Annotated in this window: 14 protein-coding genes; 4 read left to right on the forward strand and 10 right to left on the reverse strand. The window is 73.4% G+C overall.

Annotated features, from left to right (window positions below; genetic code table 11):
• Window positions 1-235 precede the first annotated feature (235 nt).
• A complete protein-coding gene (locus AC1Q5D_RS00725; protein ID WP_481736636.1) occupies window positions 236-874 on the forward strand; it encodes a DnaJ family domain-containing protein in 639 nt (212 codons plus the stop codon).
• A gap of 142 nt (window positions 875-1,016) precedes the next feature.
• Here AC1Q5D_RS00725 and rpsN read toward each other — a convergent pair whose 3' ends face one another.
• The 5 genes from rpsN to AC1Q5D_RS00750 form a co-directional block, all read right to left on the reverse strand.
• A complete protein-coding gene (gene rpsN, locus AC1Q5D_RS00730; protein ID WP_481736637.1) occupies window positions 1,017-1,322 on the reverse strand; it encodes a 30S ribosomal protein S14 in 306 nt (101 codons plus the stop codon).
• 5 nt (window positions 1,323-1,327) lie between these two features.
• Entirely contained in the window at window positions 1,328-1,495 is a 168-nt protein-coding gene (gene rpmG, locus AC1Q5D_RS00735) for a 50S ribosomal protein L33 (protein ID WP_411733535.1), read from the reverse strand.
• Window positions 1,495-1,731 carry a 50S ribosomal protein L28 gene (gene rpmB, locus AC1Q5D_RS00740; protein ID WP_481736638.1) on the reverse strand — a complete coding sequence of 79 codons (237 nt, stop codon included), beginning with the start codon at window positions 1,729-1,731 and terminating at the stop codon, window positions 1,495-1,497. Before rpmB ends, rpmG begins: the two co-directional genes overlap by 1 nt.
• A gap of 401 nt (window positions 1,732-2,132) precedes the next feature.
• On the reverse strand, window positions 2,133-2,609 hold the full coding sequence (locus AC1Q5D_RS00745) for a MarR family winged helix-turn-helix transcriptional regulator (RefSeq protein ID WP_481736639.1): 477 nt from the start codon (window positions 2,607-2,609) through the stop codon (window positions 2,133-2,135).
• A 96-nt stretch (window positions 2,610-2,705) separates the two neighbouring features.
• Complete coding sequence (locus AC1Q5D_RS00750) at window positions 2,706-3,140, reverse strand: hypothetical protein (protein WP_481736640.1); 435 nt, start codon at window positions 3,138-3,140, stop codon at window positions 2,706-2,708.
• Window positions 3,141-3,248: 108 nt separating this feature from the next.
• Between AC1Q5D_RS00750 and AC1Q5D_RS00755 the strand changes: the two genes are divergently transcribed.
• The 3 genes from AC1Q5D_RS00755 (at window position 3,249) to AC1Q5D_RS00765 (ending at window position 6,805) form a co-directional block, all read left to right on the forward strand.
• Window positions 3,249-3,980, forward strand: a complete 732-nt coding sequence (locus AC1Q5D_RS00755) for a helix-turn-helix domain-containing protein (RefSeq protein ID WP_481736641.1) — start codon at window positions 3,249-3,251, stop codon at window positions 3,978-3,980.
• 93 nt (window positions 3,981-4,073) lie between these two features.
• Window positions 4,074-6,038, forward strand: coding sequence for an acyl-CoA dehydrogenase family protein (locus AC1Q5D_RS00760; RefSeq protein ID WP_481736642.1), 1,965 nt, complete (start codon window positions 4,074-4,076; stop codon window positions 6,036-6,038).
• Between the two features lie 11 nt (window positions 6,039-6,049).
• Window positions 6,050-6,805, forward strand: coding sequence for a ZIP family metal transporter (locus tag AC1Q5D_RS00765; protein ID WP_481736643.1), 756 nt, complete (start codon window positions 6,050-6,052; stop codon window positions 6,803-6,805).
• A 179-nt stretch (window positions 6,806-6,984) separates the two neighbouring features.
• Here the strand turns inward: AC1Q5D_RS00765 and AC1Q5D_RS00770 are convergent, their stop codons facing one another.
• From AC1Q5D_RS00770 to gcvP, 5 genes are all read right to left on the reverse strand, one after another.
• Entirely contained in the window at window positions 6,985-8,121 is a 1,137-nt protein-coding gene (locus tag AC1Q5D_RS00770) for a baeRF2 domain-containing protein (protein WP_481736644.1), read from the reverse strand.
• A 190-nt stretch (window positions 8,122-8,311) separates the two neighbouring features.
• Window positions 8,312-9,721, reverse strand: a complete 1,410-nt coding sequence (locus AC1Q5D_RS00775; RefSeq protein WP_481736645.1) for an L-serine ammonia-lyase — start codon at window positions 9,719-9,721, stop codon at window positions 8,312-8,314.
• A 12-nt stretch (window positions 9,722-9,733) separates the two neighbouring features.
• Window positions 9,734-10,114, reverse strand: coding sequence for a glycine cleavage system protein GcvH (gene gcvH, locus AC1Q5D_RS00780; RefSeq protein WP_481736646.1), 381 nt, complete (start codon window positions 10,112-10,114; stop codon window positions 9,734-9,736).
• A gap of 37 nt (window positions 10,115-10,151) precedes the next feature.
• Entirely contained in the window at window positions 10,152-11,285 is a 1,134-nt protein-coding gene (gene gcvT, locus AC1Q5D_RS00785; RefSeq protein WP_481736647.1) for a glycine cleavage system aminomethyltransferase GcvT, read from the reverse strand.
• 26 nt (window positions 11,286-11,311) lie between these two features.
• Window positions 11,312-14,191, reverse strand: a complete 2,880-nt coding sequence (gene gcvP, locus AC1Q5D_RS00790) for an aminomethyl-transferring glycine dehydrogenase (RefSeq protein WP_481736648.1) — start codon at window positions 14,189-14,191, stop codon at window positions 11,312-11,314.
• Window positions 14,192-14,203: the final 12 nt, after the last annotated feature.

The raw sequence follows: 14,203 nt of genomic DNA on the forward strand, positions 1-14,203 counted from the left end.
TCATGGGGTTTTTCGGGGGATTTCGGTCCCCCGCGGCGGTCTTGGGCCGTCCCGCGCGCACCCGCCGGCCGTGGCGCCGCCGTCGGGCCCGGGGCACGCAGGCGCCGGACCCGGGGGCATGCGCGCACCGGACCCGTGGCCCGAGCGTTCCGGCGCCGGCCCCCTGTGGGCCGCCGGCCCACCTTGCCGCGCCCGGCGGCGCGTTCCTACGCTGGAGGCGGAAGGTGGTGCCACGATGCCCGCCACAGACGGTGCGCCCGGGCCGGACCCGGACGATGCGGCCCTCCGGGCGGCCCGCTACCGGGACGCCCTGGACGCGGCGGCCCCCGTGCCCGGGGACGAGTTCGCGCGCCCGGGACCGGCCGAGGTGGAGTCGACGCTGCCCGGCGGCGACCTCCCGAGGGTCCGCGGCCGGGACGAGACCTGGCAGGTCGCGGAGGACCGGCTGGCGGCGGCGATCCGGCGCGGCGACTTCGACCACCTGAGCTATGCCGGCAAGCCCCTGCCGGCCTCGGTGTCCAGCGACGACCCGGACTGGTGGATCAAGGCCCTCATCGAGCGGGAGGGGCTCACCGACGTGGCCCCGGAGGCGTTCCTGCTGCGCCGGGAGGACGCGCGGCTCGACGCCCGGCTCGATGCCCTCCGCTCGGAAAAGGAGGTCCGGGACGTCCTGGGCGACTTCAACCGGCGCGTCGTCGAGGCGCGGCGCCAGCTCCTCGGCGGCCCGCCGGTCGTGACACCCACCCGGGACCTCGAGCAGGAGGTGCGGCGCTGGCGCGCCGCCCACGCGCCGCCGCCGTCGGCGCCCGCGCCCGAACCGCCGCGGCGCTGGTGGCGCCGCCTCGCCGCGTGGCTCTGGTCCCCCGCGCGCTGAGCCGGTCCCCGCGCGCTGAGCCGCCGCGGGGCCGGTCCCCCGCGCGCGTCCGTCCCGGGACTGATTGACGGGACTGATTAAACGGGAGCGGCCCCCGCCGACCGGAGTCGACGGGGGCCGCGCCAGGCGGTGCCGCTGGTGGTTACCAGGAGGACTTGGTGATGCCCGGCAGCTCGCCCTTGTGGGCCATCTCGCGGAAACGGACGCGGGAGATGCCGAACTTCTGGAACGTGCCGCGCGGGCGGCCGTCGATGGCGTCGCGGTTGCGCACGCGGACCGGGGAGGCGTCGCGGGGCAGCTTCTGCAGGCCCAGGCGCGCGGCCTCGCGGGCCTCGTCGGTGGCGTTCTCGTCGACGAGGGTCTTCTTCAGCTCGGCGCGCTTGGCGGCGTAGCGCTCGACGATGACCTTGCGCTGCTCGTTGCGAGCGATCTTGGACTTCTTAGCCATGCTGCTTAGCGCTCCTCACGGAATTCGACGTGCTTGCGGACCACCGGGTCGTACTTCTTCAGGACCATGCGGTCCGGATCGTTGCGGCGGTTCTTGCGGGTCACGTACGTGAAGCCCGTGCCGGCGGTGGACTTGAGCTTGATGATCGGACGAACGTCCTTGTCCTTGGCCACTAGAGCTTCACACCCTTCGCGATCAGCTCGGCGACGACCGCGTCGATGCCGCGCACGTCAATGGTCTTGATGCCGCGGGCGGACACGTTCAGCGTCACGTTGCGGCGCAGGGACGGAACCCAGTAGCGCTTCTTCTGGATGTTCGGGTCGAACCGGCGCTTCGTGCGGCGGTGCGAGTGGGAGATGCTGTGCCCGAAGTTCGGCACTGCACCGGTCACCTGGCAAACGGCTGCCATGATCACTCCTCAGTAGTAGTAAATATTGGCGGAACCACAACGGACGCGGCGCCTTGCGGCGGCACGCCGATGCTGCGTTGCTTGGTCCCGCCACCAGTTGTGACACCGTTATTACTGCGACTTTCAGAAGGTAACCAGGCTGGGTGAGAACCAACCGAAGCGCCTTACTTCGCGCGAAAAGACGGTGAACTTCGCGGCCAGTTGGGCATTTTCCCCTACCCGGTCGGCCGCGTTATTCATGGTTACGGGCCGCCGCCATGTCCCAAGGCCCACACCGGGGCGCACGCCAAGGGACACGCGCGGCTTAACGCCGTACCATCCTACTCCGCGACGCCGCGGAGCGCCAATCGGCCCCCGCGCCGCGCGCTCGGCGGCCGCCGTGCGCCACTCCCCGGCCGCGCCTAGTCGCGGAAGATCCAGTGGGCGGGGTCGAGCTCGGCCACGACCTTGCGTCCCAGCCGGGCGAGCTCGGTCACGTCCGAGGGCTCCAGCCCGTCGAAGATGATGCGCCGGACGGACTCGACGTGTTCCGGGGCCAGCCGCTCCAGCATGGACATGCCGTCGTCGGTCAGGTGGGCCATGGTCACGCGGGCGTCGGTGCTGCTGGGGCTGCGCTCGACCCAGCCGCGCCCCTCGAGCTTCTTCACCACGTGGCTGAGGCGGGACAGCGACGAGTTCGTCTGCCCGGCGAGATGGCTCATGGGCAGCTGGCGCCCCTCGGCCTCCGAGAGCATCGCCAGGACGTTGTAGTCGAAGAGCGTGATCCGCGCCTGGCGGTGGAGCTCGCTGTCCAGCCGGCTGGGCAATTGCATGGACACGGCCAGGAGTGCGAGCCAGCAGTCGCGCTCCTCCCGGGAAAGCCAGCGGGGTTCCGTCATGCCCTTCATCTTTCCACAGGCTGGCTGGGCGCCGGCCCTTCCCGGGCGGCACGGGGCCCCGCGGCCGGCGTTGGCCGCGGGGCCGGTCTGGCGCGCTCAGGCGCGGCGGTGGAGGTGGCGGTGGTGTTCGTGGGCGACGGCGAGGCGGCTCAGGGCCAGGGCCGCCACGAGCAGGCCGAAGTCGCGCAGCGCCACGTCGAAGTGGTCGCCGAGCAGCAGCAGGTTCGCGATGATGCCGGCGAGCCAGAGGGCCACGACGAGCCCGCCCCAGCGGGGGCTCACCGCGACCAGGACGCCGGCGACGATCTCGACCACCCCGACGATGTACATGAACATCCGCGGCTCGAGGGGGACGATCTGCGTCGCGATCGGGGCGAGGTAGGTGGTCCAGTCGACGAGGACGTTGGCGAACTTGTCGAGGCCGAACAGGATCGGCGCCACGGTGAACACCGTGCGCAGCAGCAGGAAGGCCTGCCGGGAGGGGTCGTGGGTCGCGGCGGCCGCGGGCGCGGCCACCGGGGCGGTTTTCATGGTTCCTCCTGGTTCTAAGAGTAACGATGCTTAACTTTAGAAAGCGGAGAGTCTAAAATCAAGACCTCGGATACTTAGAAGGCCCCCTCGGCGGAAGGCGGTGGCGCGATGCGGCGGCTCGGTCCCCGGGAGCGGCTGGAGGCGGTGGCGGCACTGGCCGACCCGACCCGGCGCGCCGTCTACGACCTCGTGCGCGCCGCGGACGCGCCGCTCACGCGGGACGCCGTCGCCGCAACGCTCTCCCTGCCCCGGTCCACCGCCGCGTTCCACCTCGACCGGTTGGCGGCCCTGCGCCTGGTGGCCACCTCGTTCGCCAGGACGGGCGGCCGGGCCGGGCCTGGCGCCGGGCGCCCGGCCAAGCACTACGGGCCTCTGCGGCGGGAGGTCTCGGCCGGGGTGCCGCAGCGGGAATACGACCTGGCGGCCGAGCTGATGGCCCGGGGCATCGAGGAGTCCACGCGCACGGGCGAGCCCGTCGCCTGCGCCGTCGAGCGCGCCGCCGTCGAGGAGGGCCGGACGGCCGGCGGCGAGGCCGCGGCGGACGGCCCCGACGGCCTGGTCCGCCTGCTGGCCGACCGCGGCTACGCCCCCCGCCCCGCCGGCGACGGGGGCGTCGACCTCCTCGAGTGCCCGTTCCACCGGCTCTCCGACCGCCACCGCGAGCTGGTGTGCGGGATGAACCGCGCCTACCTGCGCTCGGCGGAGCAGGCCTGCGGCGCGCCGTGGGACGCGGTGCCGGTGGCCCCCGGGGGCCACGGCTGCTGCGTCCGCCTCGTCCCGCACACCCCCACGGCGGACCCCGCGCGCTCCCCCGTGGCCGAAACCCCTACCAGCGAGTAGCCTGAGGGCATCGACGTGTGGGTCTCCTGGCCCGCGGGGACCCCGACGCACCGCGTCGCGCACCGTGTGGCACGCCAGCGCAGGGGGGACACCATGGAACCCACCGACACCCGCACCACCCCGTCCGGCAGCGCCGTGGACGAACGCACCGCGCGAGCGGTGGCCGAGGACGCCCGCGAGTCCGGCTGGGAGCGCCCGAGCTTCGCCAAGGGCCTCTACCTCGGCCGGGTCGACTTCTCCCTGGTCCTGCCGCACCCCGAGGCCGACCCGGAGGACGCCGCCGCGGGCCGCCGGTTCCTGCAGCGGCTCGCCGAGGCCGTGGAGGGGTTCGACTCCGGGCTCATCGAGCGCCACGCCCGCATCCCCGACGAGTACATCCAGACGATGGCGGACCTCGGGGTGTTCGGGATGAAGATCCCGCGCGAGTACGGCGGACTCGGGCTGTCGCTGGCCGACTACGGGCGGGCCCTCATGCTTCTGGGCTCCGTCAGCCCGAGCATTGGGGCGCTGGTCTCGGCGCACCAGTCGATCGGCGTGCCGGAGCCGGTCCGCCAGTTCGGCACTCCGGAGCAGCGGCAGCGCTTCCTGCCGCGCTGCGCGGCCGGGGCCATCAGCGCGTTCCTGCTCACGGAGAACGACGTGGGCTCCGACCCGGCGCGGCTCGGGACGACGGCGGCGCTGGCGGACGACGGCTCCCACTACGTCCTGGACGGCGCCAAGCTGTGGACGACGAACGGCACCGTCGCCGAGCTGCTCGTCGTGATGGCCAGGGTCCAGCCGCATCCCCTGCCCGACGGCGGCACGTCCCCCGGCGGAATCAGCGCGTTCGTCGTCGAGGCGGACAGCGAGGGCATCGTCGTCGAGAACCGGAACCAGTTCATGGGGCTGCGCGGCATCGAGAACGGCGTCACGCGCTTCCACGGCGTCCGCGTCCCCGCCGGGAACCTGCTCGGGCGCGAGGGCCAGGGGCTGCGCATCGCCCTGAGCACGCTGAACACCGGCCGCCTGTCGATCCCGGCCCTCTGCGCCGGCGGGGGCAAGTGGGCGCTGAAGATCGCCCGCGGGTGGTCGAACGCGCGCGTCCAATGGGGGCGGCCGATCGGGCGCCACGAGGCCGTCTCCACCCAGATCGCCCACATCGCGGCGACCGTCTTCGCGCTCGAGTCGGTCTTCGAGCTCTCCGCCGGCCTCGCGGACGCGGGCATGAAGGACGTGCGCATCGAGGCCGCGCTCGCGAAGCTCTTCGGCTCCGAGGCCGCGTACACCATCGCCGACGAGCTCGTGCAGGTGCGCGGCGGACGCGGGTACGAGACCGCCGACTCGCTGCGGGCGCGCGGCGAGCGGGCGGTCGCCGCCGAGCAGCTGCTGCGCGACCTGCGGATCAACCGGATCTTCGAGGGCTCCACCGAGATCATGCGCCTGCTGATCGCCCGCGAGGCCGTGGACGCCCACCTGCAGGCCGCCGGCGACCTGGCGAACCCCGAGGCCGATGTCCGGGCCAAGGCCCGCGCGGCGGCCGGCGCGTCCGGCTTCTACGCGCGCTGGCTGCCGCACATCGTGGCGGGCCCCGGCCTGGTCCCGCTCGCCTACCGGGAGCACGGCCGGCTTGCGGCCCAGCTGCGCTATGTCGAACGGGCGTCGCGGCGCCTGGCCCGGCACACGTTCGCCGGCATGGCGCGGTGGCAGGCCGGGCTCGAGCACCACCAGACGTTCCTCGGCCGCGTCGTGGACATCGGGGCCGAACTGTTCGCGATGACCGCGTGCGTCTCCCGCGCCGAACAGCTCGCCCGCACCGAGCCGGACCGGGGAGCGGCGGCCCGCGAGCTGGCCGAGGCGTTCTGCCGCCAGGCCCGTGGCCGCGTCGAGCGCCTGTTCCGCGCGCTCTGGGACAACACGGACGCCACGGACCGGCGGCTGGCGCGCAGGGTCCTGGACGGGCGGTACGCCTGGCTGGAGGAGGGCGTCCTGGACCCGTCCGAGGGCACGGGCCCGTGGATCGCCGACTGGTCCGCGGACGGAGAGCCGGTCCTGGGCGCCCGCCGGCCGTTCGGCAGCTGAGCGGACCTGCCGTGCCGGCGTGGGTGCAGGCCCTCCTGTGGGGCACCGCGGGCGGTTCGACGCTGGTCCTCGGCGCGGCCGCCGCCTGGCTGTGGGAGATCCCGGCGCGGACCGTGGCGACGGTCATGGCGTTCGGGGCCGGCGTGCTGGTCTCGGCCCTGACGTTCGAGCTCGTGGGCGAGGCCGCCGAGTCCGGGGGAACCGCGGCCGCGCTCGGCGGACTGGTCGCCGGCGCCGCGCTGTTCGTCGGCGCCAACGCCGTGCTGGCGCGCCGGGGCGCGCGGCACCGCAAGCGCTCCGGGGGCCAACAGCCGTCGGAGGGCGAGGCGCCGGGCAGCGGGACCGCCATCGCCGTCGGCGCGCTCCTGGACGGGATCCCGGAGTCGCTGGTGCTGGGGCTCGGCTTCGTCGTCTCCGGCGCCGTCAGCCCCGCGATGCTCGCCGCCGTCGCCATCTCGAACCTGCCCGAGGGACTCTCGAGCTCGGCCGGCATGAGGCGGGCGGGCCGCGGGGCCCGCTACGTGTTCGGCGTGTGGTCGGCGATCGCCGTGCTCTGCGGCGCGTCGGCGGCCGCCGGGTTCCTGCTCCTGGACGGGGCCCCGCCCAGCGTGGTCGCGTTCATCATGGCCCTCGCGGCCGGCGCCATCCTGGCGATGCTCGCGGACACGATGATCCCCGAGGCCTTTGCGGAGCACCATCTGCTCACGGGCCTGACCACGGCGCTCGGCTTCGCGGCCGCGTTCGCCATCCACCGCGCCGGAGGATAGGGAACCGCGAGGCTGAAGCCTGGGGCAGGGCCGGAGGACCGGGGCGGCGGCAGGGGCCGGAGGACCGGGGCCGGGCGGGCCTGGCCCCGGACACGCCGCGGGGCCCGGCCTTCCGCCGGGCCCCGCCGTCGGCCCCGGTCCCCGGGGCCGTGACCTCCTGTACTGCTCGTGCTTGCGTGCTAGTGGTTGCCGTTGGGCCAGCGCAGCAGGGCCGCGATGCCGGCCCCGTCGGGCAGAACGCCCGAGGGGACGTAGCGGATGGACGCGTCCGTGAGGGCGGCCGCCCGCAGCAGCACCTCGGGCGCCGGCCACGAGCCGATGGTCTCGGCCCCCGGCGAGCCGCCGGACTCGGTGGCCAGCCACGGCTCGGACGCGAGGGCCAGCAGCGAGTGCTCGTCCTGGTACTCGGCGACGAGCACGGTCGCGGCCTGGGCCTGCTGGAGCGCCCCCACGACCTCCTCGAAGCCCAACACGGCGTTGGGGTGTTCCGCGCTGGCGCGGTTCGCGATCTTCTCCGTCAGCTCCCTCACGTCGTTGGCCAGGACCTCGTCGACCTTCACGGCGACGGCCTTGGCGACGGCGGCCTCGTCGACGCCGCCGGTGCGCGTGTGCAGGTCCAGCTCGGTGGTGATGGCCCGGGTGCCCTCGGGCAGCTGGCCCAGGACCAGCTCGCGGGCCTTGACGTCGCCCGAGAGCACGACGAGCCGGGCCCGCCCCTCGCGGGCGACCTCGTCGATGTGCCGGGCGATCTCGTCCGCATTGCGGCGCCAGATCTCCTCGGTCTGGGCCCGGTTCACGGGTTCGGTGTACCGTCCGGGGACCTTGCGTGCGTGGTGGGCCTCCTCCGGGTCCCCGGAGACGCTGCGGTGCTCGGCGACGCCCGGGACGGCGGAGTGCTGGAGGCGGACCTCGCCGCCGTCGCGCCCGACCTCGGCGACGACGTACGAGAACTGCCCGCCGCGGGCCCGGGCCAGCGGCACGAGGTTGGGGAACGGGCCGCATTCGACGCGGGGCGCCCCGGCCTCCACGCCCTGGACCAGCTCGTCGAGGACGACCTCGCCGTTGTTCACGGCGACGAAGCGGGCGACCGGCGCGGGGCGGCCGCGGGCGGGGACCATGGCGTCCCGCATGGCGTTGATGTCGGGTTCGGCGGCCTGCTGGCCCTTCAGCAGCTGCGCGACCTTGTCGGGGAGCAGGTCCGCCGCCTCCTGGGCGGACGTCGTCCCGAGCGACGCGTCGACGAAGGCCGTGCACCACGGACCTTCCCTGCGATACAGAGTGGCATCGATTCCATTGGAATCTGCCCGGTTTGCCATGGGGAATCTCCTTCCCACGCGACGGCTCTGCCGCGTGCCTACTCGGTCCGTCCGCCCACCGTAGCACCGGGCGCAGGGTTCGGGTAGGGCCGTCCCCGGCACCGAAAAGGCGCCTCCGACCGCAGGTCAGAGGCGCCTCGCGCGGGGCCCGGGGCCCCGCGCGCGGGGTGCGCCGCGGCTCAGCCGCCGGCTAGCATTCGACGACATTCACGGCCAGGCCGCCGAGCGCCGTCTCCTTGTACTTGTGGCTCATGTCCTTGCCGGTCTCGCGCATGGTCACGATCACCTCGTCGAGGCTCACCCGGTGCTCGCCGTCGCCCATCATCGCCATCTTCGCGGCGTTGATCGCCTTGGCCGCGGCGATCGCGTTCCGCTCGATGCAGGGGACCTGCACCAGGCCCGCGATCGGGTCGCACGTGAGCCCCAGGTTGTGCTCCATGGCGATCTCGGCGGCGTTCTCGACCTGCGCGGGCGTGCCGCCCAGGACCTCCGCCAGCCCGGCGGCGGCCATCGACGACGCCGAGCCGACCTCGCCCTGGCAGCCCACCTCCGCGCCCGAGATCGAGGCCTGCTCCTTGTAGAGGACGCCGACGGCGCCGGCCGTGAGCAGGTAGCGCACGACGACGTCGTCCTTGTCCTCCTGGGTCGCCCAGCCGATGCCGGGCGAGTAGTGGGTGGCGTAGAAGCCGACGGCGGGGATGATGCCGGCCGCCCCGTTGGTGGGGGCGGTGACGACGCGCCCGCCGGAGGCGTTCTCCTCGTTCACGGCCAGCGCCACGAGGTTCACCCACTCCTGCCAGTACTTCGGGTCGCGGTCGCGGTCCTCCTTGGCGAGGCGCCGGTGCCACTCCGGGGCCCGGTGGCGCACGTTGAGGCCGCCGGGAAGCACGCCCTCGCGGGTGAGGGCGTTGTCCTTGCACTCCTCCATGACGCGCCAGAGGTGCAGGAGCCCCTCGCGGACCTCCTCGCGGCTGCGCCACGTGCACTCGTTGGCCATCATCACCCCGGAGACCGGCATCCCCGTGGAGCGGCAATGCTCCAGCAGCTCGGCGGCCGTGCGGAAGGGGTACGGCACCTGCTGGTCCGCGGCCTCCAGCTCGTGGGCGGCCGCCTCCTCCTCGCCGTCCCGGACGACGAAGCCGCCGCCGACCGAGAACCAGGTCTGGTCCTCGAGCACGCCGCCGTCGGCGTCCAGCGCCTGGAAGCGCATGCCGTTGGTGTGCCGCTCGAGGATGGTCAGCGGGTGCTTGACCATGTCCTCCTCGCCGTACGCGAGGTCGCGGCGCGCCCCCGCCTGCGCCGCGAAGCGCAGGGTGCCGGTGGACGCGATGTCCGCGAGCCGCTCCTCGACGGTGGCGGGCAGGATCTCCTCCGGGTCGTATCCCTCCAGGCCGAGCAGGATCGCGGTGAACGTGCCGTGGCCCCGACCGGTGGCGGCAAGGGAGCCGTACACGTCCACGCGCAGGGACGCGATCCGCTCCGCCAGACCGGACTCGGCCAGCGAGACCGCGAACTGGCGGGCGGCCCGCATCGGACCGACCGTGTGTGAACTGGACGGACCGATGCCGACCGTGAACAGGTCGAAAACGCTCAGGGCCACGGCGTTCCTCCGCTAGGAGACGTCCCCGCCGTTGGCGGAGGCGTAGTCGTCGGCGGTCATGAGCGCGCCCTCGGAGCTCACCTCGACGGTGAACAGCCAGCCGGCGCCGTAGGGGTCCTCGTTGAGCAGGGCCGGGTTGTCGACGGCCTCCTGGTTGACCTCGACGACGGTGCCGGACACCGGCGAGTAGAGGTCGGAGACGGACTTGGTCGACTCGACCTCGCCGCAGGTCTCGCCCGCGGTGACCTCGGACCCGGCCTCGGGCAGGTCGACGTACACGACGTCGCCGAGGGCGTCCGCCGCGATCGCGGTGATGCCGATCTTGGCGGGGGTCGACGCGTCGATCCACTCGTGCTCGGCGGAGTAGCGGAGGGAGTTGGGCACGTTGGCCATGAGTGGTCCTTTCGGATCGGTGGTGGTGTGGCGAATGCTACTTCTGACGGCGGTAGAACGGCAGCTCGACGACCTCGAAGGCCTCCGGCTTGCCGCGCAGGTCGACGTCCAGCCGGGTTCCCGGCTCGGCGGCCGAGGGCTCGACGTAGGCCAGCGCCACCGGGTAGCCGAGCGTCGGGCTGGGCTGTCCGGAGGTGACCTCGCCGACCTGCTGCCCGTCGCGCAGCACCGGGTAGTGCGAACGCCCGGCACGGCGGCCGAGGCCCTGAAGGCCGACCAGGCGGCGGGCGGGGCCCGCCTCCTTGACGCGCTCCAGCGCGGCGCGGCCGACGAAGTCGTCCTCCTTCTTCAGGGAGACGACGGGGCCCAGGCCCGCCTCGTAGGGGTTCGTGTCGCGGGAGAGCTCGTTGCCGTACAGCGGCATGCCGGCCTCCAGGCGCAGCGAGTCGCGGCTCGCCAGCCCACAGGGAACGAGGCCCTCGGAGCGCCCGGCGGAGAGCAGCGCCTCCCACAGGGACGCGGCCTGCTCGTGGCCCAGGTAAAGCTCGAAGCCGTCCTCGCCCGTGTAGCCGGTGCGCGCCGCCAGCACGTGCACGGGGGCCCCGGCCACGGTCAGCTCGATCGGCGCCGCGGCGTAGTAGGGCATGTCGCGCAGCGTGGCCTGGTGGCCGGCCGGGGCCAGCGGCAGCAGGATCCCCAGGGCGTTCGGGCCCTGGATCGCGACGAGGCTCGTCTCGGCGGTCTCGTCCGCGACGTCGACGTCGAACCCGGCGGCGCGCTCGCGCAGGGCCGCGACGACGGCGGGGGCGTTGCCCGCGTTGGGCACGACGAGGAACTCGGTCTCGCCCAACCGGTAGGTGATCAGGTCGTCGATGATCCCGCCGTCCTCGGCGCAGATCAGCGAGTACTTGGCCTTGCCCGGCTTGATGACGGCCAGGTTGCCCACCAGGGCGCGGTTCAGGAACCGGCCCGCGTCCGGGCCGGTCACGCGGACCTCGCCCATGTGGGACAGGTCGAACAGGCCGGCGGCCTCGCGGACGGCCTTGTGCTCGGCCAGCTCGGAGCCGTACTTCAGCGGCATGTCCCAGCCGCCGAAGTCGGTGAAGGACGCGCCCAGGCGGGCGTGCTCCTCGTACAGTGCGGTGCGCTGCGGCGCGCTCGTCTCGGTCACGGTGTGCCTCTCGGTCTGATCGGGGGCTAGTTCTCGAACGCCTCGGGGGCGGGGCAGGAGCAGATGAGGTTGCGGTCGCCGGCCGCCCCGTCGATCCGCCCCACCGGCGGGAAGTACTTGTCCTGGCGCAGCGACTTCACGGGGAAGGCGCCCTGCTCGCGGGTGTACGGGCGGTCCCAGTCGCTGTCGACGACGGCGGCCGCGCTGTGCGGGGCCCGGCGCAGCGGGGAGTCCTCCAGGGAGAAGTCCCCGGCGGCGACCTGGTCCATCTCGGCGCGGATCGCGGCCATGGCCTCGATGAAGCGGTCGATCTCGGCCAGGTCCTCGGACTCGGTCGGCTCGACCATCAGCGTCCCGGCGACCGGGAAGGACAGGGTCGGGGCGTGGAAGCCGAAGTCGATGAGGCGCTTGGCCACGTCCTCGGCGGTGACGCCGGTCTTCGCGGTGACCTCCCGCAGGTCCAGGATGCACTCGTGGGCCACGAGGCCGGCCTCGCCGGTGTAGAGGATCGGGAAGTGGGGCCCGAGCTTGGACGCGATGTAGTTCGCGGACAGCAGCGCGTGCTTGGTCGCCGACGTCAGGCCGTCCGCACCCATCATCGCGACGTACGCCCAGGAGATGGGCAGCACGCCGGCGGAGCCGTACGCGGTCGCGGCCACGGGGGTGCCCTCGCGGCCGTTGGACGGGCCGGCCGGGGAGCCGGGCAGGAACGGCACGAGGTGCTCGGCCACGGCCACCGGGCCGACGCCGGGGCCGCCGCCGCCGTGCGGGATGCAGAACGTCTTGTGCAGGTTCAGGTGGGACACGTCCCCGCCGAACCGGCCCGGCTGGGCCAGGCCGACCAGGGCGTTGAGGTTCGCGCCGTCGATGTAGACCTGGCCGCCGGCGGCGTGCACCTTCTCGCACACCTCCATGACGTCCGCGTCGTACACGCCGTGCGTGGACGGGTACGTGATCATGATCCCGGCCAGCGCGTCGCGGTGCGCCTCGATCTTGGCGTCGAGGTCCGCGGCGTCGATGGTCCCGTTCGGGGCGGTCTTGACGACGACGACCTTCAGCCCGGCCAGCACGGCGGAGGCCGCGTTGGTGCCGTGCGCGGACGCCGGGATCAGGCAGACGGTGCGCCCGGTGTCGCCGTTGGCGACGTGGTACTGGCGGATCGCCAGCAGGCCGGCGTACTCGCCCTGCGACCCGGCGTTGGGGGCGATGGAGACGCCCGCGTAGCCGGTGATGGCGCTCAGGCGCGACTCCAGGTCGTCGATGAGCGCGCGCCAGCCCTCGGTCTGGTGGTCGGGGGCGAACGGGTGGATCGACGCGAAGCCCGGCCAGGTGATGGCCTCCATCTCGGCGGTGGCGTTGAGCTTCATCGTGCACGAGCCCAGCGGGATCATGGTCCGGTCCAGCGCCAGGTCGCGGTCCGAGAGCTTGCGCAGGTAGCGCAGCATCTGGGTCTCGGAGCGGACGGAGTTGAAGATCGGGTGCGTCAGGTAGTCCGACGTGCGGGCCACCCCCTCGCCCAGGGCGTCCCCGGACAGGGCGGCCTCGGCGTCGGACACCTTCTCCTCGGCGGCGTCGACGCCAAAGGCGGCGGCGACGGCGGCCAGGTGCGCGGCGGTGGTCATCTCGTCGGTGGAGACGCCCACGGTGTCGGCGTCGACCAGGCGCACGTTGATGCCCGCCTCCTCGGCGGCGGAGACGACGGCGGCGGCGCGGCCGGGCACGGACGCGGTGACGGTGTCGAAGAAGGACCCGGCGGCCAGCTCCACCCCCGCGCCGGACAGCACGGCGGCCAGCGTCCGGGCGCGGCGGTGCACGCGCTGGGCGATCGCCTTCAGGCCGGCCGGGCCGTGGTAGACGGCGTACATGGAGGCGGTGACGGCGAGCAGGGCCTGCGCGGTGCAGATGTTGGAGGTGGCCTTCTCGCGGCGGATGTGCTGCTCGCGGGTCTGCAGGGCCAGGCGGTAGGACACGGCGCCGGCGTCGTCCTTGGACACGCCGACCAGGCGGCCCGGCAGCGAGCGCTCGAGGCCCTGGCGCACGGCCATGTAGGCGGCGTGCGGGCCGCCGAAGAACAGCGGGACGCCGAAGCGCTGGGTGTTGCCGACGGCGATGTCGGCGCCCTGCTCGCCCGGGGGGACGATCAGGGTCAGGGACAGGATGTCCGCGGCGACCGTCACCATGGCGCCGCGCTCCTTGGCGGCGGCGATGGTGGCCGAGTGGTCGACGACGGCGCCGTTGTCGCCCGGCTGCTGCAGGACGATCCCGGAGATCTCTCCCTCGGGCAGGCCGGCCGAGAGGTCCGCGACGACCAGCTCGAAGCCCAGGGCCTTGGCGCGGCCCTCGACGACGGCGATGGTCTGCGGGAAGAGGTTGGCGTCCAGGACGGTCTTGGCGTCGCCCTTGGCCTTGTTCGAGCGGCGCATCAGCAGGACGGCCTCGGCGACGGCGGACGCCTCGTCCAGCAGCGACGCGTTGGCGATCGGCAGGGCCGTCAGGTCCTGGACCATCGTCTGGAAGTTCAGCAGGGCCTCCAGCCGGCCCTGGGAGATCTCCGGCTGGTAGGGCGTGTAGGCCGTGTACCAGGCCGGGTCCTCGACGACGTTGCGCTTGATGACCGGCGGGGTGAACGTGTCGTAGTAGCCCTGGCCGATCATCTGCGTCTTGATCCGGTTCCGGTTGGCGAACGCGCGGAGCTCCTCGAGGACCTCGCCCTCGGACCGGGCGGCCGGCAACTCGAGCGGGCTCTCCTGGCGGATGCCCGCGGGGACGGCGGTGTCGACGAGCGCGTCCAGGCTGTCGTAGCCCAGCTCGCGCAGCATGGTCGCCGCTGCGTCGGAGTCGGGACCGATGTGGCGGTCGGCGAAGGTGGTCTCGGCGGTGGCGGTGCTGGCTGCTGTGGCGGTCATGAGGGGAACTCC

This window comes from Arthrobacter paludis (genome assembly GCF_056782315.1).